The sequence below is a fragment of the Flavisolibacter ginsenosidimutans genome, assembly GCF_007970805.1.
Classification (GTDB): Bacteria; Bacteroidota; Bacteroidia; order Chitinophagales; family Chitinophagaceae; genus Flavisolibacter; species Flavisolibacter ginsenosidimutans.
Genome location: NZ_CP042433.1, coordinates 967,913 through 990,232, shown reverse-complemented (window position 1 = coordinate 990,232; position 22,320 = coordinate 967,913). Strand labels below are relative to the sequence as shown.

Below are 22,320 nucleotides of genomic sequence, written 5' to 3'. Positions count from 1 at the left end.
TTCTTTATGAGCATTGAAAGCCTTACACCGTTTCTTATCATCTTCGCAATTTTTTTGATTGCGTTTCTAATCGAAGCCCTGGTGCTTTATTTTTTTAAGCTTAAAAAGTTTTGGGCAAGCTTTGGCATTTCTGTTCTCGTCAATCTTGTTTCGCTGACGCTGATTTATTATGTAGCGGCGGCAGTTTTACATGCGCTTGGTTACGACATGGGCAAGTATAACGGTTTGAACTTGCAATTGCCTGTGGTGGCTTTTTTGTGGTGGTTTTCGGTGGTTGTTGAAGGATTGCTTCTTTGCTTTTTCTTTTCCCGGCACGAACTTAAACGTGCGTTCATTGCGTCCATCCTCATGAATTTCCTCTCGATGCTTTTTCTTTACGCTTTTATCATCAACAGTCATTAAGATCGGTTACACATTTTTTGTCGGCATACACCAATTGGTATCACTACACAATCGTAGTGTTTATATCAAACCCGATTCATAATGAAAAAGAATTTCTTTCTGCCGGCCCTGATAATTAGCGCTGCCTTCTTCTTTACTTCTTGCAGCAAAAGCAACGGCGAAACAAACAACGGCACTGTAAACGACAGCGGAACACCCGGTCCTTTGTTCAGCGCGGTAAAAACAATGATGTCTTCCAATTGCGCAGTTAGCGGTTGCCACGTTGGCGCCGGTGCGGCCAGCGGCCTTGATTTCAGCAACAGCAATACGATTGTTGCACAACAAGCAAGAATCAAAGTCAGGGCTGTTGACCAGGCAGGAACCGTCAACCAAATGCCACAGCCACCCAATGCTCCGTTAACTGCTGCCGATCAGAAAAAAATCATTGATTGGATAACTGCTGGTGGGCGATTGGCGGACTAGCGCTGTGCCAAAATTGCAAACCCGGCGCTTTGGCCTTTTGTGAGAAATGCCTACTTTGTCAGCAAAACTTGAACGTTGTTATGAATTTCATTAACCAGTCTGTTGAGGAATTGCACGCTCTTGCCAAAGCAAAACATAAAGAATACGCAGAAGCTGAACCTTTCCCTAATATTTATTTCGATAATTTTTTCAATGAAGAGATGTTGGAAAAAGTGCTGGCCGAATTTCCCGACTTGAAAGCAAAGCCGATGCTTGAGTATGACGAGCCCGGACAAATAAAGAAAGCCACGCAAGGCGAATATCGTTTTGGCGAATACACCAAAGCCTTTGCGCATTTTTTAAACTCGCAGCCTTTTCTTGAATTTCTTACGCATTTAACTGGAATTGAAACCATTCTTCCAGACGCTTATTTTGAAGGCGGAGGTTTTCACCAGATTTTACCCGGCGGTTATTTGAAAATTCACTCAGATTTTAATAAGCAACGTTGGAGCAAGCTTGATCGGCGCCTGAACGTACTTGTTTATTTAAACAAGGATTGGCAGGAAGAGTGGGGCGGACATTTTGAATTGTGGGATAAAGACATGCAAGCGTGCCGGAAAAGACTGCTGCCTGTTTTTAACCGTATGGCTATTTTTTCCACAACCACCTTTTCATACCACGGTCATCCCGATCCGTTGAAATGTCCAGCCGACAGAAGCCGTAAATCGTTTGCACTTTATTATTACACAAACGGTCGCCCGGAGGAAGAAATCGCCCACGGATTTGAAGATCACTCCACAATATTTAAAGACCGTCCCGGCGCAATGAATGAAGTGAAGGCCCGTGTTACCGCGAAAGATTTAGTCAAAGGCGTTGTAAAGCAAATAACCCCGCCGCTCATTTGGAACGTAGCAAAAAAAATGGTGAAGTAGAAATCTTTTGAAGGCTTGAATAATTCAAGCCTTTCTTTTTTGTAGCAGCGCAACAATAAAGGAAGAGGAAAGTCCTTGAAACATCTTGTTGCATTGACGCAATCGTTTCGCGAAACAGAATAATTTCGGCCTTTTCAAATTTGTTTATGGGAAAAGGAAGACTTGAAGCCTTCAGCGACGGCGTGCTGGCCATTATCATCACCATTATGGTTCTGGAGATGAAAGTACCGCACGGTACTTCATGGGATTCGCTTAAGCCGCTGTTGCCGGTATTTGTCAGCTATCTTCTGAGCTTTATTTACGTGGGCATTTATTGGAACAATCACCACCACATGTTGCAGGCTGTGCACAGCATTAACGGCGGTGTGCTGTGGGCGAATTCGCATTTGCTTTTCTGGCTTTCGCTTACACCTTTTGTTACGGGTTGGATGGGTGAAAATCATTTCGCCACTTTGCCTGTGGCCTTGTACGGCTTTGTGCTAATGATGTGCGGCGTTGCTTATTATTTTTTAGCACACTGTCTTATTGATCTTCACGGCAAGAATTCAAATTTTAGCAAAGCACTGGGCAATGATCGCAAAGGAAAATTATCCGTGGTTATTTATGCGGCCGGCATTGGGCTTTGCTTCGTTCATCCAATGATTGGCTTTACGCTTTACGTTTTGGTGGCGATGATGTGGGTTATACCCGATAAAAGGTTCGAAAGCAAGGGCGCCGTATAAGAACTTGCGATGATGTTTACAACCGTAAAACTTCTGTACTTTTAAGCTGCATGGGTTTATTGAAAACAATTCTTCACTGTGTCAAAAAAACAATCAACAGGCTTATGGGAAATTATCCGTTATCAAAATATCATTTCAGAGTAGAGTGGGGCGGTGCGCAAATTAGTTTTTCGGAAGTCGGTGGACTGTCAATGGAAATCGCCGTAGTCGAATTCCGCGAAGGCTCGTCGCCGGATCAATCGGCGATTAAAATGCCCGGCCTGCGCAAGTTTACCAACATCATATTGAAACGCGGCGTAAAAAAAGCCGACAATGATTTTTTTAACTGGATAAATTCGGTGCGGCAGAATACCGTTGAGAGAAGAGACATTGTTATTTCATTATTGAACGAAGCCCACGAGCCGGTTGCCGTTTGGAAGGTGCACAATGCCTGGCCCTGCAAATACGAAGTCGGTGCATTCAACGCGGCAAGCAACGATGTACTTATGGAAACGCTTGAACTTGCGCACGAAGGATTTATCCTGACTTGACAATACGAAGACCGCGATGCGTCACTTCTCTTCCGTTGATCTTTTCAATTCTGAAATCAGCTTCTTCATTCGTTCGTAATGCGAACCTTTCCAGTAGATGCGTTTGCAGTTACAGCATTGCCAAAACTCGTTGTAATAGTTACGGGTGTTTTCCTCCAGTTGCGGTTCTATTTCTTCTTTGGAAACGCTTTGCAGAACACCGTTGCAAGCCAAACACCGCGTGAACGGTTCGAACCTTTCCCTTAATTCAAATTTCTCAACAACCTGTTGAAGTTGTACAAACCAGTCTTCGCTTTGGAGAATGAACGTTTTGATAACTGCTTCTTTCGCAAAAGCTGCGTTTCGCGAAAGAAGCACGCGGTTTTGTTGAACCGCGATTGTTTTTAATTCATTGTTGGTACAATCGGTTTGGTAAAACACGTCGAAGCCAGCCATGCGCAAGCCTTTGGCAAGTTTGCCGAGGTGAACGTCCGCAATGAATTTATTGTCTGATTTCACACCGATGGTTTCCGCAAAATTCTTGATTTCGGGCCGTTCGTTTTTCCTTTGTTTGCGTGTAACTTTAAGGTAGCTCTTTCTTTTCTTCACCTAAAAACAAGCGACATGAATTATCTGCAACGCGTCGAACATTGGGGCGATACCCACCACCCCAAATACCTCGATCTTTTGCGTATTGTTTTGGGAGTCTTTCTTCTCTTCAAAGGCATCGAGTTTGCCCGCAATTCCACTACGTTAAATGAACTCATTAGCCAGCAAGTGCCTTTTAGTTCCCTTCTTCTTGTACTGCTTGGACATTACGTAATTTTTGCGCACATCATGGGGGGATTTCTGCTGGCGCTTGGTTTGCTTACGCGGCTTGCCTGCCTAATTCAGATTCCCATTTTAATCGGGGCCATTGTCTTTGTAAACGTTGATCTGACCAACCATTTTTCGGAAATCATTTTGTCAATTGCCATACTTGGCCTGTTGATTTATTTTACGGTTATCGGAAGCGGGCCCTGGTCGCTCGACCGCGTAATGGAAAGGGACGAAGAAGAAAGGCAATCGCGAAACCTTAGAACGTAAACGACAAACCGGAATAAAGCTGGCCATTCAAAATTCCAGACTTGCCTTTGCGCTTGTCGTTTACAAGCAAGCCGTTGTCGTTTATATAACCGATGCGAAAATATTTTACCCGCAAGCCAAGCGAAAAGCTTTGCTGTTTAAAAGCGTAACCGCCGCTTAACAACACGTTGTTGACGGGGATATAATTTACGCCAAGCGAAACATCGTATAAATCATTTTGCGTGATAAGCACATCCGTTCCAAAGTTGAACTGTTTCCATTTGTAGCAAAGGCCTAACCCAAAGGAACGCAGTTGCTGTACCGGCACAAGCTTCTTTTTTGCCGGCAAGGCGTCAGCATCCAGCTTTGTTCCGGCGAGGTTCATAAGGTTTACGCCAATTTGAAAAGCAGTTACAGGACGATAAACAAATGAAACATCCACATCAAAATGATGGTGATTTACGTTACTATCAATGGCTGACACCTGGTTATTCACCGTTAAAAGCCGAACGGGCCGGTTAAAGCTTTGCCCGATAAATTTTCCGCTCACACCTAAACTCATTGTGCTGTTTAGCCTGTATGAAGGAGAGAGATAAACGGCGTATTCTTTTAAATTTCGCAGGTGTTGTGTGGTTAAAGAGTTGCCAAAAGTCGTCAGCCTGATTTCATCCTGCTGTGTGTAAATACCGCCTGCGCCAAGCATTAATTTATCTGTCAATCTTCTATACGCTGAAAACTTGTAATTGTTTTTAAAATTGCCAAAGAAATGAACGCCGGTGTTTTGATAACTGTTTGCAAGCGCCGCCGCATTCCAAAAAACAGCTTCAGAAAAGTCGCGGTTAGGAGAGAAGTTGAAACCGGTATTGGCCGATAAATTCATGGCTGATGCGGCCAAAAATCTTCCGTATTTTATTTTGCCTGGAAAGATGGATGATGTGTCTGCATCGCCACTGCCTATGGTAACAACGGCTACCGCGTTAGTCAGAACATTCAGCACACCCGGTGTGGCTGTCAAAACGTTGAAGCCCGAAACTTTTTCAAGGTCTTGGGCAGGCAACCGGGCAAATACATTGTAAAGGCTGTCCGATTGCAAAGGTTTCGGTTCAGCGTTTTTGCACGAGGCTTTCATCTGAAGCGTTTCAACCGTGAGGTAGGAAAGTTTCGTGTTGGACGTTTGTTTTATCTGGTCTTCCGATACAAACACGTTTCGTTTAATCTCGCAGGTTTTGCACGGCGAAACATAGTAAAGCATTACGTATTTGCCTTCGAGTTTTTGCAGCGGTGCAGCGGTGTTTAATTCATAATACCCCTGCGGGTTTGTGAGGCTGGCCTTGCCCGGAACAAAGCCTGGAACGACGACAACATTCTTTGCGCCCCGGCTGGCTCTTTCATCGTTTTCAAAAAAACATTTTACCGTGCCTTTGAACACCAGAATGTCTTGCGAAAGCGAAACTTTGGTTGCAATGAAAATCAAGGCCGTTAAGTAAAAAAATTTTTTCATGTTCGTTTGGTTTAATGAGCATTTAACGGTTGCAACACGAAGTCAACGCCAGCCATTTGTGCCTTGTCTATTTTAATTACTCTCATCTTGTCTTTGTAATCTTTGTGCGAAGTGACCAGTGAGATTTCATCACCAATCGTATAATCGGCAAGATGAAGGGAATAGGTTCCGTTGTTCACTGTTTTGGCATAAAATCGTGAACCGTCCACCAAAACTTCCACGTCTTTTATAGGCCGGTCGTCAGCATCGGTTACCTGGCCGTTTATGTGCACCGTCCAGGCAGTAGAAAGTTTCAGTTGCAACGGTGCAAAACTTTTGAGCACTGTGTCAAACGTCAGTCTTGCATAGCCATCGCTTACCGCGTCAATTTTCACGCTGCCGTTAACGTCGTCTTCGTTAATGTCGGAAAAAACTGCCGTACCTTTTTCGTTGATCGCTTCTTCGCGGGTAAAATGCGGAAAGTAAAGCGTGACCTTGCCGTTTGTTACCGGCGTTTGCTTGTCGTTTACAAAGCGAATGGCGATCGTTTGCTTCGCTGCTGTTTTGGGCAAGGCAAAGCCACCCCAAACCACTAGCAACACACCAACCACAGGCCCTGCAAATTGAAATTTGGTGTCTAACTTTTGTCCGCTTAAAGCACCATAAGAGTTCATAGCGCCGAATACCAACGCACTGGCGGCGATGCCAAAAACAATCAGGATTAAGTAAAATACTTTTTGGCTTACCGCTTCGGAAACATTGCCTTGAATGTTATGCAGATAATAGTAAACACAGAATAGAGAAACAAGAAATCCCGTTACGGAGATGATGATGTAAGTAGACGTCGGAAGTTGCTTTGCGATTGTGTTCTTCCTGTTCATTTTCTTTTGGGTTTAACGTTCCCAAAAGGCAGGATTGGTTTGCTCTTACAAAATAAGAAAAATCGCGGAAGAAGGATTACTCCGTCAGTAAAACTTAACGAATGCAGACCTCACTGTATTCGGCCTTCCATTGTGTTCAGTGTTTCCACAATCTCCCGGTAAACATCTTCTTCGTTGAAGCGCATTGGTTCAAAACTTTGCCCAGTTAAGCTTTCGTACAATTCAATATATCGGTTTGATATTGTCTCCACCCATTCGTCACTCATTTCCGGAACGGTTTGTCCGCTCTTGCCCATGAATTCGTTTTGTATGAGCCATTCCCTCACAAACTCTTTACTCAACTGCTTTTGTTTTTCGCCTGTCTTTTGGCGATCGTCAAAACCTTCTGCGTAAAAATACCGCGACGAGTCCGGCGTGTGTATTTCATCCATCAACACAATTTCGCCGTTGCGTTTTCCAAACTCATATTTCGTATCGGCCAGAATCAATCCTTGCTCCAGCGCCATTTCTCTGCCGCGTTCAAACAAACGCAAGGCATAGCTTTTAATTTCCTGCCATTCGTCTTTCGTTGCCAAAGCTTGCCGTAGAATCTCTTCTTCCGAAATGTCTTCGTCATGGCCGGCTTCGGCTTTGGTAGAAGGCGTAATGATGGGTTCTGGAAAATAATCCGACTCTTTCAATCCATCGGTTAACAAAGCACCGCACAAAATGCGGCTGCCGCTTTCATAAGTGCGCCAGGCATGGCCGCATAAATTGCCGCGAACCACGACTTCGATTTTAAACGGTTCGCATTTGAAACCGATGGACGAGTTGGGCGTGGGGGTGGAGAGAAGCCAGTTGGGGCAAAGATCTTTCGTAGCCCGTAAAAAATGTGCGGCTATGCTGTTCAGCACTTGTCCTTTGTGGGGTATCAGCCGCGGAAGAATGACGTCGAAAGCCGAGATGCGGTCAGAGGCGATCATCACGAGTTTTGTATTGTCTATCGTGTAAACATCTCTGACCTTGCCCTGGTAAAAACCGGTTTGATTTGGAAAGCTGTATTGTGCCATACGCAAAGAAAATTGAGGGATTGAAAACAATTGGTTGAACGCAGCGCAAAATTTCAACAACTTATGCAAAGAGGCCGAAATTAATTTCCGGTTGAACAGTCTAATGTGTATTTTTCCGGCCTGAATGTTCTGCCATTTCTGAACCGAAAATTGCACAAGAACGTTCAAAAACAAAACTTCATTAACTATGAGAAAAAGCACTCGCTTTTTTGCTGCGTTTCTTGCAGCGATCTTTTTTTCCCTTTCTTCTTTCGCACAAAACGTTCGCATCACCGGGAAGGTAACGTCAACCGTAGGTGACAATCTTTCTTCTGTTTCCGTAAAAGTGAAGAACGGAATAAGTGGCACAACGACCGACGCATCGGGACGGTTTTCGCTTGATGTGCCTTCGCTGCCGGTAACGCTGGTCATTTCTTCTGTAGGTTATGATGCGCAGGAACTAACCGTCAATTCTTCGTCGGAGGTAAGCGTTAATCTTGTTCCGGCAAACATCATCGGGCAGGAAGTCGTTGTCTCGGCCACCCGCACGCCGCAACGCATTTTGGAAGCACCGGTGAGCATTGAAAGAGTTACTTCAGCCGCCGTTCGCAACGCACCGGCGGCTTCATATTACGATGTATTGGGCAACCTGAAAGGCGTTGACCTTACTACGTCTTCGCTTACATTTCAAACGCCGACCACACGCGGTTTTGCCGCAAGCGGTAACCTTCGCCTGAATCAAATTGTGGACGGTATGGACAACCAGGCTCCCGGTTTGAACTTCTCGGTTGGTTCTGTTATCGGCATTTCTGAACTCGACCTTGAAAGCATGGAATTGCTGCCCGGAGCATCGTCGGCTTTGTACGGTCCAGGCGGAATGAACGGCACACTTCTGATCAACAGCAAAAATCCTTTTCGTTCGCAAGGCTTGTCGTTTCAGGTAAAGCAAGGCATCATGCACATCTCCGATGGGGACAGAAACGTATCGCCTTATTACAACTGGAATTTCCGTTGGGCAAAGGCCATCGGCAAACGCTTCGCATTTAAAATTTCAACCGATTTAATCAAAGCCAATGATTGGCTGGCACAAGACTACCGCAATTACAAGCGTCTGGGCACAACCGGAAACATTGCGCCAGGCTCCCGCACTACAGATCCAAACTATGACGGTGTGAACATGTACGGTGATGAAACGACAGTTGACATTGTAAAGAACGTTTTTCCGGGCATTGCTGCTGCTGCGCCTTTCCTTGCGCAGTACATCAATTCGCTTTCGGGACAGCCAATCAACGTTTCGCGTACTGGTTATAAAGAGAGCGACGTGGTGTCGCCGGAAACCATTAACTACAAAGTATCGGGTGCATTGCATTATAAAATCACCAACAACATTGAGGCCATCGCCGCTGCTTATTGGGGCACAGGCAATACTGTCTATACAGGCAGCGACCGTTACTCCTTGCGTAATCTACGCATTGGACAATACAAGCTCGAATTGAACGGCGGCAAATGGTATTTACGTGCCTACACGACGCAAGAAGACGCAGGCGAATCATATAACGCAACGGTAACAACCAGGCTTTTGAACGAAGCCTGGTTGCCGAGTGGCGGTTCTACGGGCTGGTACGCACAGTACACCCAAGCTTATCTGGCCAACAAACTTGCAGGAATGCAGGATATTGATGCGCACAATGCGGCCAGAGCGGTTGCTGATAAAAATCGTCCGGCAGCGGGTAGCACACAATTTCAACAACTGCTTGAGCAAATCAGGGGCGTACCTATTTCAAAAGGCGGCGGCCTGTTTGTGGACAAAACCAATTTGTACAACTACGAAGGGCAGTACAATTTCTCCGACATGACCAAAGGTTTTGCTGACATCCTCGTAGGTGGCAATTTCAAACGTTACGTGTTAAACTCTGAAGGAACATTGTTTGCCGACTCTGCCGGAAAAATTCCCATCAACGAATACGGCGCTTACATTCAGGCATCCCGCAACGTTACCAGCGTTGTTCGCTTAACACTGTCGGGACGCTATGATAAAAACACAAACTTTGACGGCCGTTTTACACCGCGTGCTACAGCAACGATTAAGTTGTCGAACAACAACAACCTGCGCTTGTCGTACCAAACGGCTTACCGCTTTCCTTCTACCCAACAGCAATGGATTAATTTGAACGTTGGCGGCGGCGTTCAGTTGATTGGCGGCGTGCAGCAGTTGAAAGATTTTTACGGCATTAACAACAGTTCCGTTTATTCGTTGAGCAGCGTACAATCCGGAAGTCCTAAAAACGCTACCTTAAATAACCTGAAACCCGAATCTGTTACATCGTATGAAGTAGGATACCGCGGTTTGAACCTCGGCCAAAAATTGTTGATTGATGCTTACAGCTATTACGGCCAATACACCGATTTTATTCTTCGCACACTGGTGGTGAAAAATCCCGGCGCTGCCTCGCAACAAATTTTCTCGGTGCCGGTAAACTCCAGCACCAAAGTGAATACGTATGGTTTTGGTTTGAGTCTTGACTATCGTCTTGCCGGAAACTTTGTGGCTACGGGCAACTACACTCGCGACGCGATTGACCCGGTGCCGGCCGGCTTCATTTCCTATTTCAATGCACCGTCTTACCGCGCCAGCATCGGTATTGCCAACAGCGGCTTTGGTTTTGAAAAGCGCTTCGGAATGTCGCTTATTTATCGCTGGCAGGACCAGTTCTACTTTGAAGGCGATTTCGCCAACGGCCAGGTAAATCCGATACACACATTGGACGCACAAATAAGCTACAAGATGCCGGCTACCAAAACCATCTTTAAACTGGGTGCAACCAATTTGCTGAACCAATATTACCGCAACGCACCGGGCAATCCGTCTATCGGCGGCTTGTACTACGTGAGCTTTGGTTACAACGTTTTTTAATTCATGAATCAATTACAACTTATGCAAACGGCTATCAATAAAACAAAAATGCTTTTGGGAGCCGCGGCGTTTGTGGCCGCCTTCACTTCCTGCAACAAACAGTTTGAAGACATCGGGCCCGATATCAATCCTTCGTTTACCAACACGGGTTCGACGCTGAACGATGTCATCAACAACGACACAACGTATTCTTATTTCAAGGCATTGGTGGCTAAGGCGGGTGCGGCCGCACCCACGGCAGCCTTCAGCAACCCGTCTTTGCGCTTTACGGCCTTTCTACCAACCAATGCGGCCATTCGTAAATCTAATCCGGCTTTTTCATCGGCAACAAATTTCGCGAATGCTTTGGCTGGGTCAGCGGCAAGCATTGTTAATTATCTTATTACACCGCAGGTGCTTCGTTTCGATTCTATTCCAAGCACGTTTCCCAACCTGGTTGCGCCTACGCTACTAAACCCAACGGCTGGCACAAGTGCCTTCAATCCCCTGGTAAGCTTGTCTATTTTTCCATCAAAAAGAGGTACGCAAGGATGGGTGAACAACGTGCCGTTGACAACCGTGAACGGCTCGGCGGCAAATGCCATTATTCACAACACTGACCTTTTGGTAACGCCTCCATCAACCACGTTGTGGTCAAGAATTTCGACCGATGCCGACATGGCCTATTTTAAAGCGGCGGTACAAAGAGGCGATAGCGGCTCTGTAGGTACGGCACGATTTGACTCCTTGCTGAATCTTCCTGTTGGTCCAAACTTCACAGTATTTGTTCCCACGAATGCTGCCTTTCAAGCTGTGCTGACTGCACAAATCACACAGGCTTTAGTGGCTCAGGGGGTGCCTTTGGCAACGGCACAGGCACAAGCTGCAGCACTGGCTTCTTCGCCTACCGTGTTTTCAAATCCAGCGCTTTCCAGCGTACTCACACCAACAAACGTAAAAGGCTTGGTTGTTTATCACATGTTGGGCGCAGGAGCGTTCACGGTGAACTTTCCGCCAACGCCAACCTCTGTTCCAACCTTGCTGAACACCGTAGTGCCAACGCACCCCGGCGTAAAGCTTGGTGCTACGTTTAGCGGACCAGTTGTTACTGCCGCCACCGTACAAGGCGTGGCAAATGCAACGCCCGCAACCATTTTGATTAATCCGACGCCAAACCCCGGCGGAACAAGTGATCAGTTTTTTACAAACGGTGTTCTCCATAAAATTAACCAAGTGCTTCTTCCGCAGTAAGCACTAACGAATAGAAAAAAGGCCATCAAAGTTGATGGCCTTTTTGTTTCGAATGATTAAGTGAATTTACTTCGGCATCAAGACTGTATCAACGACGTGAATCACACCGTTGCTTTGGTTAACGTCTGCAATGGTCACCTTTGCTGTATTGCCTTTTTCGTCTTTGATCCAGATGTTTTTGCCTTTCATCATGGCCCAAAGTTTACCGCCTTGTACCGTTGTTAATTCGGCCGTTCCGTTACCGGCTTTAATGGCTTTTGCCAAATCACTTGCGTTCAGTCGCCCGGCTACAACGTGATAAGTAAGAACGGATGTTAAGCTGCCTTTGTTTTCGGATTTCAATAAATTGTCAACCGTGCCTTTTGGCAATTTATTAAAGGCTGCATTGGTGGGCGCAAACACGGTGAAAGGTCCGGCGCTTTCCAACGTTTCTACCAAACCGGCCGCTTTTACAGCCGCAACAAGAGTGGTGTGATCTTTCGAGTTTACGGCGTTTTCAACAATGTTCTTGGTTGGGTACATGGGAGCGCCACCAACCATCACGGTGTTTTCGCTGGCCATTTTTGTGTCTTGTGCTGAGGAGCTAAAAGAGAAGGCAGCAAAGAGTAGTGCTGCGAATGCGATCTTTTTCATGTTTTACGATTTTGATTTTGCGTTTTGATTTTTTTGTGTGACGAATTAATTACGGCAGATGAACTGACTTGGATTTGCTGAACGAAAAAATTTTTATTCTTGCATCATCAATCTTCAATCAAAAATTTCAAATTTTAAATCGCATGGCATATTGGCTTGTAAAATCAGAACCTTTTAAATACAGTTGGGAACAATTTGTAAAAGACGGGCAAACGCATTGGGACGGTGTTCGGAATTATGCAGCGCGAAACAATCTGCGGGCAATGAAAAAAGGTGATGAAGTCTTTTATTACCACAGCAACGAAGGATTGGAAATTGTGGGCATTGCCAAAGTGATAAAAGAAGCCTATCAGGATCCAACAACAGATGAAGAAGCTTGGGTTGTTGTTGATTTAAAACCCGTGCGAAAACTAAAAAAACCCGTTGGCTTAAAAGATGTGAAAGAAGAAAAGCGTTTGCAGAACATGGACCTTTTGCGGCTGGGACGGCTTTCCGTTCAATCAGTAAAAGATGAAGAATGGAAAGTGGTAATGGAAATGGCGGGAGAGAAGGGTAAATAAGCAATCTGTAACTGGCAATAGACAATATCAAACCAGCCCCGCAAATGCGGGGCTGGTTTTTGTTCTGCTTTGTTTTGGAATTAAGCTACGGTTGTGTTTAAAAGTTTGGATGAAATGGCGGCTTCCAGTTCATCAGGAATCGAAATGGCGTCATCGTCAATGGCGGACAATTGCCCAAGCTTTGTGTTCCAGGCAAAGATGTGTTCATCGCCGTTGTTGTAACTCACTTTAAACCTTGTCTCGTCGTTATAACTAAACGGCTCTGCTTTTACAAAATACGGAACGCCGTTCAGCAACAATTGAAATGTTTGTCCTTGCATACGCATTGTTTATTTAGAGCTAACAAAAAGGCTTCCAAACTGACCGGGCACTACTGTTCTTCGCGGTGAACAGCCTCAAACGAAAAGGCCGGAAGGCACACGCTCCAGTACTCGCATTCTTCATCAAACGGATTGGAATACCGGACTCGCGTACCCCCTTTAATTAAAATGCTTTGCCCGCTTTCCAAAATAATTTCGTCACCGTCCGCTTCAATTAATTTTTTGCCGCGGCTTACCAAAGTATATTCATCAAATTCTGGTTTTTGAAAAGGTTCGCCCCATCCCGGTGGCGCAATCATGTGTGCAATGCTTATTTCTTTATCGCCGGTGGAGGCAAGGCCTGCGTGTTCTTCAATTAATTTGCCGTCGTTGGTAGGAACGACAAAAGGTTTTTGTTGCAAAAAGTAAGGCATCAAATTATTTTTTTATTTCCTTCAAATGTAAAAACACCGCGCCATCCCTTTCCTCAACGTTGTAGGTCTCGATGCCTTTTTTTGCAGGACCGGCAGACACCGAGCCGTCGTGCACGTTGAACTGCGATCCGTGCCAGGGACACTGCACCGTACCGCAAATCATGGCACCCCCTGCAAGCGAACCGCCCTTGTGCGTGCAATGATCGCTGAAGGCCGCGTAGCCTTTTTCCGAATGGGCAATGATGATGCGCTTGCCGCCTGCGTGAACCAATTTCATTTGATTCAACTTTAGTTCATTCGCGGCAGCCACTCTTATAAAATTATCATTGGTGTTGACGTATTCCTCGTTCCATTTACCTGCATCTGCATAACGTGGGTCAACGCCAATTTGGTTTCGGTACACAAGCGTACCGCCGAGCCATCCGGCAATAAAGAGAATGATGACACCGATCGCCTCCATCGCCACGAGAATTTTGTAATCAAGCGCAGTGTTTCGTTTGAGCAAAACAATTGCAATGAAAAGCAGCAAATTACCCGTATTCAGCAGGCCGTGCTTGGCGGCTCTTTTCTTTGCTGAACTTTCGGGCGGAACGGTGTAAAGAAAATCAACAAAGCCCGGCACCGCAGCCAACACAGCACCAATGACGCCGGCAATATTAAGATGATAAGCAGTGTTTTGAAAGGATGGATTTTGGTTAAAGAGAAAGAGAATATCAAACACAAAAGAGCCGATAAAAAAGGCCAGGGGAAAGCAAATTAAAATGGGATGAAGCGGGTGGCTTTTGATATTGGCTTTGCTGCGCATAAAACCGTTTTTACAATACCATCAAAAAGCTTACCGCGTGACTTGTTCAGTTGTTTACTTGTTTACATCTTACGTAAAAAAACCAAGAGCCTTACTATCTATTTTTCAACAAGTAAACACGTAACTACATTTGGTCATGAACAAAAAGAAACTGGTAGTGCTGACCGGTGCGGGCATTAGTGCCGAAAGCGGCTTAAAAACTTTTCGAGACAATGATGGTTTGTGGGAAGGTTACGACATCAATGAAGTAGCAACGGCCACCGCATGGCGGGGCAATCCTGCACTGGTGCAGGAGTTCTACAACATGCGGCGGAAGGCCGTAAAAGAAGCAAAACCAAACGCAGCACATCAAATATTGGCCGAATTGGAAAAAGATTTCGACGTACACATCATCACGCAGAACATTGATGACCTGCACGAACGGGCCGGCTCAACGAAAGTTTTGCACCTGCACGGCGAAATTTTAAAGATGCGCAGTGAGAAGGACGAGACCTTAATTTATACAGTGCATAATGACATAAAAATGGGTGAGAAGGCCGGAGACGGCGCACAACTTCGTCCGCACATTGTTTGGTTTGAAGAAGCCGTGCCCCTGATGGAAACAGCTGTAAAGCTTGTATTGGATGCCGACATTTTTTTAATCGTTGGAACCTCGCTTGTGGTTTATCCTGCAGCGGGATTGGTGAATTACGCACCGCCTTTTTTGCCAAAGTTCATTGTTGATAAAAAGGTGCCTTCAACGTATGGTTTGCACAATCTTACGGCCATTGAAAAGGCCGCAACAGAGGGAATGAAAGATGTAGTGCCGCTGTTGAAAAACCTGCTCGTTTCTTAAGAGGTTATGCGGATTATTTCTTCCGAAAAGCTTATTCCGTGTTTCGCCAGTTCAGCCAAAACCGGCTCGTAAATTTCTTTTTGTGTTGGAATGTGCAAGCCTTTCAATTGAATTGCGTTCTTTAAAATCAACTTCGTTGCTATCGCCAGCGGCAAGCCTACCGTTTGCGCCATGGCCGTGTGTTTACCGTCTTCGCCTTTCAACACAAATGAGCTTGTGGCTTTATACGCCGTTTCATCTTTCATGTAGTTTATTTCGTGAAGCATCACCACCATGTCCTTGTCTTCCGGTTGCAGCATCAATTTTTTTTCCAGTGCAAATTGCAACACGTCTGCGGCGCTGCATTGGCCTAAATTTATTGGTGTTAATTCATCATCCAGGCCTAAATAAAACAGTTGCTTTAAAGTGAGGTTCGCATCGTGCATACGGTCGGCAAGCGTAGCCGCCGCACTGATTTTGAGGTAATCTATGTCAATGTTCTGCAGGTCGCCTTTATCGTCCACCATCATAAATTCTTCTACCGGTTCAACGCCTTTTTTTGCTGCTTCTTCTTCCAGCTTTACAAGGTTTACCAGTTCAGCTAACAAGCCTTTTGTCGAATCAAATTGCTCGTGCAGCTTTTGTTGAAGCCATTCGCCAAAGCCGTTCAGGTCCATGTGCTCTTTAAAAAACTGCATGAGGTTTTTACCGTCGGTGTTGTACAATCTTTCTTCGCCGGTTAATTTAAGTTCGATTAAATTTTTCCAGCCGTAAATAAAATCGGGATGCCTTAAGGTGGTGCGCACAAAGGTTTCTGCTTCCTGCAAACCGTAGGTTAAAATATACGGAAGCGAATCGCGGTTGGGATACCAGCAAAACGGTTCGGCATTTGGAATGGATACGTATCGTTTGTCTGTAAACAACTCTTCGTAAGGCCATTCTTTTATCTCGCCGTTCATTTTAAAAACAGCGCCGCTTTTGCCGGCCATCACGACGTTGCGAGGGTTCCAACTGATTTTATAATGCCAGGGATTGTCGTCGCTTTCGGGCGCAACCAAACCACCACAATGCGAATGAAAAGATGAAATTCTTCCACCTTCGGCGTGAATGAAATCAATCAGTTTTTTGGCGCTCATGTGATCAATGCCGGGGTCCAATCCCATTTCGCAGAGAAACAACAAGCCAGCATTTTTAATTTCATTTTTTAAGGCCCGCACTTGTTCGTCAACGTAAGATGCGGTGAGAAGATTTTTCTTTTCGGCAAGACAGTCTTTGGCAATCAGAATGTGCAAAACCGGCGGCATCAGTGAAATAACGATGTCGGCTTTTGCAATCAGCACCCTTCGCTTTTTGTCGTCGCGTACGTCAAACGAAAGCGCCGTTCCGTGCGATGAATCGCCCAGCTTTTCCTGTGCGTTTTGCAACGAAGCATCCACCAAAATAAGCTGCCAGTTTTCGGCTATTGCGTTCACCAGAAAGTATTCCACCAAAGCCGTAGAAGATTTGCCGGCGCCGAAAAGCAGGATCTGTTTCATGCGGGAAAAAGTTTACGTGTTCGCCTGTTTAAAAACGGGAGGAAAGATACAAACCGCTACGCCAACTTGTGAACAGGTGAACGCGTAAGCAATTACTCAACACTCGTTACATGATAGCGCACTTTTACGCCGCGGCTGCTCGGCGGAACAACAACAATTCTCGAACCGTTGGGAGAAATGTTTTCGGCCGTCACTGTTTGCGATTTGACGGCGCTGCCGTTTGGCTTTAGGTATTCAACTTCAATAACAGCCCTGTTAATTTTTTGGGTAGATGGATTGGTCACAGAAATCTCCAAATCTGAAATGCCTCCGAACAAACCCACCTTGTAATCGTTTGCCGACAGTTGTAGCGAAGGTGTGCGGCTTACGACTGCCGTTGCCTCGGGTTTTTCTTCTGCAGGTTTTTGCACCGCTTCATTTACCAGCGGCGCATCTTCTGCCTTTGCAACGTTACTGTTTCCGAAAGACGTATCCGGTTTTGCGACAAACATTTTTTTGTTTGTTTCGGTATGCTTCACCGTTTTTTTAGCAAGGGCAAGTTTTGCGTGAACGCTATCTATCGCTTTTACCTCGCTTGGCGCCGGTTGTGAAAGCGATACATGCGGCAATGCCTGTGCCATGTGCGCCGTATTGCTTGCCGGTAAAATTTCCGATTTAATTTCAACGGCTTCGGAATCCGCTGCTCTCCGCAAGCCAAATTGATTAAGCATGTTCACGACCACAAAACCACAAAGGACAAGACCAATAAGCAAGACCACCGCACCAAAAAACCGGCTGCCAACCGTATAAGAATTCGCTGCCGGTTTTTGTTTCCGCCGCAGCGACTGTTTGCTATGATAGTGATATGTTGTTAATTCTGCTTCATTGTCCTCAGGAAGATCACTTTCACCAATGGCTCGTTTGTATTCCTGCAAAGAAGGAACAGGAGGCTTAACCGGAGCAGAAAAAACTGACGGTGCCTCTTTTTTAAAGCCATTCGCCGCAATTGTTTTCAGCTCCTCAATTTCAGTGGGATGTTGCCAGGAGGTGCTTTCGTTTTCAATCCAAATCAAATCGGTGGGAAGGAGGCCGCAGGTTTTTAATTCGGCACTTGTAAACGGCCCGGCTTCGCGGTTGCTTCGCAGTAAAAAATAGCGCTTCATAATCGGCGTTCTTTAACCTCTTTTCATTCTGCTAAAAAATTTGTGCCCGCCTTTTAGACCTATCAAAAACCTTAACAGCCTGTTGATAAATTGCCGCGCTTTTTAGCTTTTCAAACCTTGTTTTCGTCAGGTTTTTAAGCCTAAAAAAGGTAGATTTGCACACCTTAAATTTAAGACGTTAAAACGCAGAATGGAAAACAATTTAGAACCACAGGAAACACAGGATTTTAACCGGATCATTCCCATCAACATCGAAGAGCAAATGAAGACGGCCTACATTGACTATTCAATGTCGGTAATCGTTGGCCGTGCACTTCCCGATGTACGGGACGGCCTTAAGCCCGTTCACCGTCGCATTTTGTTTGCGATGAACGAGTTGGGCATGAGTCACAATAAACCTTATAAAAAGAGTGCCCGTATTGTTGGTGAAGTGTTGGGTAAATACCATCCCCACGGCGATACGGCCGTTTACGATACCATGGTGCGCATGGCCCAGGATTGGAGCATGCGTTACCGGATGATTGACGGACAGGGAAACTACGGCAGTCAGGACGGCGACGGCCCGGCGGCCATGCGTTACACCGAGGCCCGCATGACGCGTTTTGCGGAAGCAATGCTCCAGGACATCGAAAAAGAAACCGTTGATTTTCAGTTGAACTTTGATGATTCATTGCAAGAGCCAACGGTATTGCCAACCCGCATTCCGCAATTATTAGTGAACGGCTCCAGCGGCATTGCCGTGGGCATGGCTACCAACATGATGCCGCACAATTTGAGCGAAGTAGTGGACGGCTGCGTTGCCTATATTGACAACCGCGAAATCACCATTGACGAATTGATGCAACACGTAAAAGCACCTGACTTTCCCACGGGTGGCACCATTTACGGTATGGAAGGCATCAAAGCCGGCTTTCACTTCGGCCGTGGCCGCGTAGTGTTACGCGGCAAGCTTCACCTAGAAACAAAGAGTAGCGGCCGTGAGCAAATCATCATTACCGAAGTGCCTTACCAGGTTAACCGTGATGCCTTGTGTAACCGCATAGGAGAACTGGTGAATGAAAAAATAGTTGAAGGCATTGCCCACGTAAACAACGAATCAAACAACAAAGAAGGAACGCGGCTGGTGGTGGATTTAAAACGAGATGCCGTTGCCAACGTGGTCATCAACCAGCTCTTCAAATTCACCGAACTGCAAACGAGCTATGGCATCAACAACGTTGCCATTGTAAAAGGGCGTCCGAAAATCCTGAGCCTGAAAGATCTCATCTCTGAGTTCGTCGAATTTCGTCACGATGTGGTTTATCGCCGCACGCAATACGAATTGCGCGAAGCCGAAAAACGTGCGCACATTTTGCAAGGCTATCTCATCGCCCTGGATCATTTGGACGAAGTCATTGCGATGATTCGTGCATCGGCTACGCCGGAAATTGCCAAAGACAATTTAGTGAATGCGGGCTGGGGTTTGGATGAAATTCAGGCCAAGGCGATTTTGGAATTGCGCCTGCAACGCCTCACCGGAATGGAGCGTGATAAGATAAAGCAGGAGTACGACGAACTAATGAAACTCATTGCGCACCTGAAGGAAATACTGGGCAACGAGAGCCTGCGCTACGACATCATCAAGAATGAATTGACTGAAGTAAAAGAAAAATTTGGCGATGCACGTAAAACCGAAATCACTTATCTCGACAACGAGGTGAGCATAAAAGATTTGATCAAGGAAGAAGACGTGGTGATCACCATTTCTCATCTTGGTTACATCAAACGCACATCGGCCAGCGATTACCGTGCGCAACGCCGCGGCGGCCGCGGTGTGATGGGTGGAAAGACGAGAGAAGAAGATTACATCGAGCATCTTTTCGTTGCCAGCACGCATCATACCATGTTGTTCTTTACCGAAAAAGGACGCTGCTATTGGTTGAATGTTTATGAAATTCCCGAAGGCGAAAAGAACAGCAAGGGACGTGCGATTCAAAATCTTTTGCAGATTTCTCCCGACGATAAAATCAGGACCATCATTGACATCAAGGACCTACGGGACCTTGATTTTGTGAACAATCATTTTATCGTTCTGTGTACGAAAAAAGGCGTCATCAAAAAAACAGCCCTGGCCGATTTCAGCCGTCCGCGTCAAACAGGCGTAAACGCCATCACCATCATTGAAGGCGATCAGCTTTTGGAAGCAAGGCTTACCAATGGAAGTTGCGAAATCATGATGGCGATAAATTCGGGCCGTGCCATTCGTTTCCCTGAAAATAAAGTTCGCCCAACGGGCCGTGGCGCTATTGGTGTTGCGGGCATTGAAGTAGAAAACGAAGGAGAAGAAGTAGTGGGCATGATTTGCGTGAATCCGGAAACCGAAAAAGACAAAACGGTTTTGGTGGTGAGCGAAAAAGGTTACGGAAAACGAACGCCTTTTGATGAATACCGCATCACCAACCGTGGCGGCAAGGGTGTAAAAACAATCAGCGTGACCGACAAAACCGGTAAGCTTGTGGGTGTGCTGGACGTGTCGGAGAAAGAAGATTTAATGATCACCTGCAAAAGCGGCGTTACCATTCGGATGAAAGTGGCCGACATTAGTGAGCAAGGCAGAGCCACGCAGGGTGTAAAACTCATACGCATTGATGAAGGCGATGAAATTGCGGCCATCACCAAGCTGGATGTAGAGGAGGTAGAAGAGAAGATGGAGGACGAAAACGAGGTTAGCGTTGAGGCTACCGGAGAGAACAGCAACGACGTGGCAGAAGGCATCAACGAAACAGGCAATAGTTCCGAAACAACCAATTCACCCGAAAATACATCTGAAGGAGAAGAGACGGCTCCTTCCGCTTAACATTAAAAACAAAAAAAATGCGCAAATTATTCTTCGCAGCAGCACTGGCAGCAACGGTATCGGCTGGCCATGCACAGGATTTAAAAGACGTACAGGAAAAGATTTCGAAAGGAAAGTATGACGAGGCCAAAGAGAAATTGGACAAGTTTATGGCCGATCCAAAAAACGCCAACAACGCCAACGCTTATTTCTACAAAGCCCAGATTCAGAAGTATTACGCACAAACCGATTCGACGGGAACGTTGAATTATGATGCGTCGAAAGAGGCGCTGGACGCTTATAAAAAAACCTTGCAGCTCGATCCGAAAAACCCCTTGATGACCATTGATCAGAACCTGGGTTTGTTCCAGTTGTTCGACATGCATTACAACCGTGGCATCAAACAGTACAACAACAAAAACTACGACGCCGCTTTTTCGCAGTTTCAAAAAGCAATTAACGTGCAGGATTACATCAAGAGCAAAGGCTTCTCGCTGCAAACTTACTCGCCACCGGCACTGGACACACAGTTGATAAACCTGACGGCTTCATCGGCTTACCTCGCTAAGAAACAAGACGAATCTATCCCGTATTTTCAAAAATTGACCGACGCGAAAATTGCCACGCCGGAGTTTAAAGAGGTTTATGCACTGGTGGCCCAGTATTACATGAAGAAAGGTGATGACGCAACGGCCAGCAAATACCTCAACACCGGAAAGCAACTTTATAAAGACGACGATTACTGGCTGAGCCTTGAATTTAACACACCGGAATTGCAGCAGCTTCAAAAGCAGTTGGACCAATTGCACGCCGATCAAAACAAAGCGTCCGGCACGGCCAAAACGGATATGCAAAAGCAAATTGACGCAGCGCAGGAACAATACACAGCGGCCAAGATTAAGCGTTACGAAGACCTCTTGCAAAAGAATCCAAGCAACGCGGCACTTGCACTTGATTACGCCATTGAACTTTTCAACAATACCTACGTGTGGGATAAAAAGCCTGCTGATTATGCGGCACGCCAGGCAAGGTTGCAAAGCGCCTTGGACAAGGCCATTGCGCTGAACCCAAACAATGCGCTTGGTTATTTTATCGCATCCCAGCATTATTATACGCAGGTGTTTGACATGGAAGATGCAAGAAGAGCCATCGTGGGTAATACGCCTGCCGCCGCTGCCAAGCGCAAAGAGATGAATGCACAGGTGGACAAGAAGTACGATGACATGGCCGCCGCTTCGCAAAAAGCCTTTGACATCTTCAGCGCACAAACTGAATTAAAGCCGCAAGATAAAACCAACTATCGCAAAGTAACCGATCAATTGATTGATTACTACAACCGCAAGAAAATGGCCGACAAGGTCACGTTCTATCAAAACAAAAAAGCTTCAATCAAATAAAAAAAAGGCCGGGAGTTTTCCCGGCCTTTTTCGTACGTCTTGCAATTCTTCACGCATCATTTTAAAACTCCAAGATCCTTCAAAATGATGTAAGCCGCCGCCAACAAAAGCAGCAGACCGAACCAAAACGCCGAATAGTCTTTGCGGTTGTACTTGTCTCTTGAAGACATCGTAAAAAGTTTAAGTTTAAAGCAGTATCCAACGATAGGATGCAGTTGCAAAGGGCGGGCTACAAAGGTAAAACAAATCGCCTTGTAAGTTTTTATTTAGGATTGACTGTAA

General features: G+C 45.8%; 22 protein-coding genes. 12 read left to right on the top strand and 10 right to left on the bottom strand.

Annotated elements, in window-relative coordinates:
* Positions 1-6 precede the first annotated feature (6 nt).
* The 5 genes from FSB75_RS04095 (at position 7) to FSB75_RS04075 (ending at position 3,027) form a co-directional block, all read left to right on the top strand.
* The gene (locus FSB75_RS04095; RefSeq protein ID WP_146783182.1) at positions 7-402 is read left to right on the top strand and encodes a hypothetical protein; all 396 of its coding nucleotides are present in this window, start codon (positions 7-9) and stop codon (positions 400-402) included.
* An 81-nt stretch (positions 403-483) separates the two neighbouring features.
* The gene (locus FSB75_RS04090; protein ID WP_146783180.1) at positions 484-864 is read left to right on the top strand and encodes a hypothetical protein; all 381 of its coding nucleotides are present in this window, start codon (positions 484-486) and stop codon (positions 862-864) included.
* Between the two features lie 80 nt (positions 865-944).
* Positions 945-1,775, top strand: a complete 831-nt coding sequence (locus tag FSB75_RS04085) for a 2OG-Fe(II) oxygenase (protein ID WP_146783177.1) — start codon at positions 945-947, stop codon at positions 1,773-1,775.
* Positions 1,776-1,921: 146 nt separating this feature from the next.
* Positions 1,922-2,497, top strand: coding sequence for a TMEM175 family protein (locus FSB75_RS04080; protein ID WP_146783174.1), 576 nt, complete (start codon positions 1,922-1,924; stop codon positions 2,495-2,497).
* Positions 2,498-2,601: 104 nt separating this feature from the next.
* Complete coding sequence (locus tag FSB75_RS04075) at positions 2,602-3,027, top strand: phage tail protein (protein WP_146783171.1); 426 nt, start codon at positions 2,602-2,604, stop codon at positions 3,025-3,027.
* 21 nt (positions 3,028-3,048) lie between these two features.
* Here the strand turns inward: FSB75_RS04075 and FSB75_RS04070 are convergent, their stop codons facing one another.
* Positions 3,049-3,525, bottom strand: a complete 477-nt coding sequence (locus FSB75_RS04070) for a Mut7-C RNAse domain-containing protein (protein WP_172623059.1) — start codon at positions 3,523-3,525, stop codon at positions 3,049-3,051.
* Positions 3,526-3,630: 105 nt separating this feature from the next.
* On the opposite strand from FSB75_RS04070, the gene FSB75_RS04065 reads away from it, so the two are divergent.
* Positions 3,631-4,092, top strand: a complete 462-nt coding sequence (locus tag FSB75_RS04065; RefSeq protein ID WP_146783165.1) for a DoxX family protein — start codon at positions 3,631-3,633, stop codon at positions 4,090-4,092.
* Here FSB75_RS04065 and FSB75_RS04060 read toward each other — a convergent pair.
* The 3 genes from FSB75_RS04060 to FSB75_RS04050 all read right to left on the bottom strand — a co-directional run bounded on the left by FSB75_RS04060 (position 4,082) and on the right by FSB75_RS04050 (position 7,481).
* Positions 4,082-5,572 (bottom strand): PorV/PorQ family protein, encoded by a 1,491-nt coding sequence (locus tag FSB75_RS04060; RefSeq protein WP_146783162.1) that lies wholly within the window; start codon positions 5,570-5,572, stop codon positions 4,082-4,084. The two genes, FSB75_RS04065 and FSB75_RS04060, sit on opposite strands and share 11 nt — an antisense overlap.
* 11 nt (positions 5,573-5,583) lie before the next feature.
* Positions 5,584-6,432 (bottom strand): carboxypeptidase regulatory-like domain-containing protein, encoded by an 849-nt coding sequence (locus FSB75_RS04055; protein WP_146783159.1) that lies wholly within the window; start codon positions 6,430-6,432, stop codon positions 5,584-5,586.
* Positions 6,433-6,542: 110 nt separating this feature from the next.
* Positions 6,543-7,481 (bottom strand): phosphoribosylaminoimidazolesuccinocarboxamide synthase, encoded by a 939-nt coding sequence (locus FSB75_RS04050; RefSeq protein ID WP_146783156.1) that lies wholly within the window; start codon positions 7,479-7,481, stop codon positions 6,543-6,545.
* Between the two features lie 187 nt (positions 7,482-7,668).
* On the opposite strand from FSB75_RS04050, the gene FSB75_RS04045 reads away from it, so the two are divergent.
* A complete protein-coding gene (locus FSB75_RS04045) occupies positions 7,669-10,374 on the top strand; it encodes a TonB-dependent receptor (RefSeq protein WP_146783153.1) in 2,706 nt (901 codons plus the stop codon).
* A gap of 21 nt (positions 10,375-10,395) precedes the next feature.
* On the top strand, positions 10,396-11,604 hold the full coding sequence (locus FSB75_RS04040) for a fasciclin domain-containing protein (RefSeq protein WP_172623058.1): 1,209 nt from the start codon (positions 10,396-10,398) through the stop codon (positions 11,602-11,604).
* Between the two features lie 66 nt (positions 11,605-11,670).
* Here FSB75_RS04040 and FSB75_RS04035 read toward each other — a convergent pair whose 3' ends face one another.
* Complete coding sequence (locus FSB75_RS04035; protein WP_146783147.1) at positions 11,671-12,237, bottom strand: fasciclin domain-containing protein; 567 nt, start codon at positions 12,235-12,237, stop codon at positions 11,671-11,673.
* A 143-nt stretch (positions 12,238-12,380) separates the two neighbouring features.
* Here FSB75_RS04035 and FSB75_RS04030 point away from each other — a divergent pair, with 143 nt between their 5' ends.
* Entirely contained in the window at positions 12,381-12,797 is a 417-nt protein-coding gene (locus FSB75_RS04030; RefSeq protein WP_146783144.1) for an EVE domain-containing protein, read from the top strand.
* 80 nt (positions 12,798-12,877) lie between these two features.
* Here FSB75_RS04030 and FSB75_RS04025 read toward each other — a convergent pair whose 3' ends face one another.
* From FSB75_RS04025 to FSB75_RS04015, 3 genes are read right to left on the bottom strand one after another with little or no spacing between them, the layout of a single operon-like run.
* Positions 12,878-13,117: a hypothetical protein gene (locus FSB75_RS04025; RefSeq protein WP_146783141.1), complete on the bottom strand. Its 240-nt coding sequence runs from the start codon at positions 13,115-13,117 to the stop codon at positions 12,878-12,880.
* Between the two features lie 50 nt (positions 13,118-13,167).
* A complete protein-coding gene (locus FSB75_RS04020; RefSeq protein ID WP_146783138.1) occupies positions 13,168-13,530 on the bottom strand; it encodes a cupin domain-containing protein in 363 nt (120 codons plus the stop codon).
* Between the two features lie 4 nt (positions 13,531-13,534).
* Complete coding sequence (locus FSB75_RS04015) at positions 13,535-14,335, bottom strand: DUF2231 domain-containing protein (RefSeq protein ID WP_146783135.1); 801 nt, start codon at positions 14,333-14,335, stop codon at positions 13,535-13,537.
* A gap of 136 nt (positions 14,336-14,471) precedes the next feature.
* Between FSB75_RS04015 and FSB75_RS04010 the strand changes: the two genes are divergently transcribed.
* Positions 14,472-15,170 (top strand): SIR2 family NAD-dependent protein deacylase, encoded by a 699-nt coding sequence (locus tag FSB75_RS04010; protein WP_146783132.1) that lies wholly within the window; start codon positions 14,472-14,474, stop codon positions 15,168-15,170.
* Here the strand turns inward: FSB75_RS04010 and FSB75_RS04005 are convergent.
* Both FSB75_RS04005 and FSB75_RS04000 read right to left on the bottom strand, forming a co-directional pair.
* A complete protein-coding gene (locus FSB75_RS04005; RefSeq protein WP_146783129.1) occupies positions 15,167-16,684 on the bottom strand; it encodes a saccharopine dehydrogenase C-terminal domain-containing protein in 1,518 nt (505 codons plus the stop codon). The two genes, FSB75_RS04010 and FSB75_RS04005, sit on opposite strands and share 4 nt — an antisense overlap.
* A 92-nt stretch (positions 16,685-16,776) precedes the next feature.
* Entirely contained in the window at positions 16,777-17,826 is a 1,050-nt protein-coding gene (locus tag FSB75_RS04000) for a hypothetical protein (RefSeq protein WP_146783126.1), read from the bottom strand.
* A 190-nt stretch (positions 17,827-18,016) separates the two neighbouring features.
* Here FSB75_RS04000 and gyrA point away from each other — a divergent pair, with 190 nt between their 5' ends.
* Positions 18,017-20,662 carry a DNA gyrase subunit A gene (gene gyrA / locus FSB75_RS03995; protein WP_146783123.1) on the top strand — a complete coding sequence of 882 codons (2,646 nt, stop codon included), beginning with the start codon at positions 18,017-18,019 and terminating at the stop codon, positions 20,660-20,662.
* A gap of 17 nt (positions 20,663-20,679) precedes the next feature.
* On the top strand, positions 20,680-22,038 hold the full coding sequence (locus FSB75_RS03990) for a tetratricopeptide repeat protein (protein WP_146783120.1): 1,359 nt from the start codon (positions 20,680-20,682) through the stop codon (positions 22,036-22,038).
* The last annotated feature ends 282 nt before the right edge of the window (positions 22,039-22,320 follow it).

Excerpts from the sequence above, each read along its gene's own strand:
- FSB75_RS04030 (WP_146783144.1), top strand. The coding sequence starts at position 12,381 with ATGGCATATTGGCTTGTAAAATCAGAACCTTTTAAATACAGTTGGGAA.
- FSB75_RS04080 (WP_146783174.1), top strand. The coding sequence starts at position 1,922 with ATGGGAAAAGGAAGACTTGAAGCCTTCAGCGACGGCGTGCTGGCCATT.
- FSB75_RS04090 (WP_146783180.1), top strand. The coding sequence starts at position 484 with ATGAAAAAGAATTTCTTTCTGCCGGCCCTGATAATTAGCGCTGCCTTC.
- FSB75_RS04035 (WP_146783147.1), bottom strand. The coding sequence starts at position 12,237 with ATGAAAAAGATCGCATTCGCAGCACTACTCTTTGCTGCCTTCTCTTTT.
- FSB75_RS04075 (WP_146783171.1), top strand. The coding sequence starts at position 2,602 with ATGGGAAATTATCCGTTATCAAAATATCATTTCAGAGTAGAGTGGGGC.
- FSB75_RS04000 (WP_146783126.1), bottom strand. The coding sequence starts at position 17,826 with ATGAAGCGCTATTTTTTACTGCGAAGCAACCGCGAAGCCGGGCCGTTT.
- FSB75_RS04050 (WP_146783156.1), bottom strand. The coding sequence starts at position 7,481 with ATGGCACAATACAGCTTTCCAAATCAAACCGGTTTTTACCAGGGCAAG.
- gyrA (WP_146783123.1), top strand. The coding sequence starts at position 18,017 with ATGGAAAACAATTTAGAACCACAGGAAACACAGGATTTTAACCGGATC.
- FSB75_RS04040 (WP_172623058.1), top strand. The coding sequence starts at position 10,396 with ATGCAAACGGCTATCAATAAAACAAAAATGCTTTTGGGAGCCGCGGCG.
- FSB75_RS04095 (WP_146783182.1), top strand. The coding sequence starts at position 7 with ATGAGCATTGAAAGCCTTACACCGTTTCTTATCATCTTCGCAATTTTT.
- FSB75_RS04005 (WP_146783129.1), bottom strand. The coding sequence starts at position 16,684 with ATGAAACAGATCCTGCTTTTCGGCGCCGGCAAATCTTCTACGGCTTTG.
- FSB75_RS04015 (WP_146783135.1), bottom strand. The coding sequence starts at position 14,335 with ATGCGCAGCAAAGCCAATATCAAAAGCCACCCGCTTCATCCCATTTTA.
- FSB75_RS04060 (WP_146783162.1), bottom strand. The coding sequence starts at position 5,572 with ATGAAAAAATTTTTTTACTTAACGGCCTTGATTTTCATTGCAACCAAA.
- FSB75_RS04010 (WP_146783132.1), top strand. The coding sequence starts at position 14,472 with ATGAACAAAAAGAAACTGGTAGTGCTGACCGGTGCGGGCATTAGTGCC.
- FSB75_RS04055 (WP_146783159.1), bottom strand. The coding sequence starts at position 6,432 with ATGAACAGGAAGAACACAATCGCAAAGCAACTTCCGACGTCTACTTAC.
- FSB75_RS04045 (WP_146783153.1), top strand. The coding sequence starts at position 7,669 with ATGAGAAAAAGCACTCGCTTTTTTGCTGCGTTTCTTGCAGCGATCTTT.
- FSB75_RS04065 (WP_146783165.1), top strand. The coding sequence starts at position 3,631 with ATGAATTATCTGCAACGCGTCGAACATTGGGGCGATACCCACCACCCC.
- FSB75_RS04020 (WP_146783138.1), bottom strand. The coding sequence starts at position 13,530 with ATGCCTTACTTTTTGCAACAAAAACCTTTTGTCGTTCCTACCAACGAC.
- FSB75_RS04025 (WP_146783141.1), bottom strand. The coding sequence starts at position 13,117 with ATGCAAGGACAAACATTTCAATTGTTGCTGAACGGCGTTCCGTATTTT.
- FSB75_RS04085 (WP_146783177.1), top strand. The coding sequence starts at position 945 with ATGAATTTCATTAACCAGTCTGTTGAGGAATTGCACGCTCTTGCCAAA.
- FSB75_RS03990 (WP_146783120.1), top strand. The coding sequence starts at position 20,680 with ATGCGCAAATTATTCTTCGCAGCAGCACTGGCAGCAACGGTATCGGCT.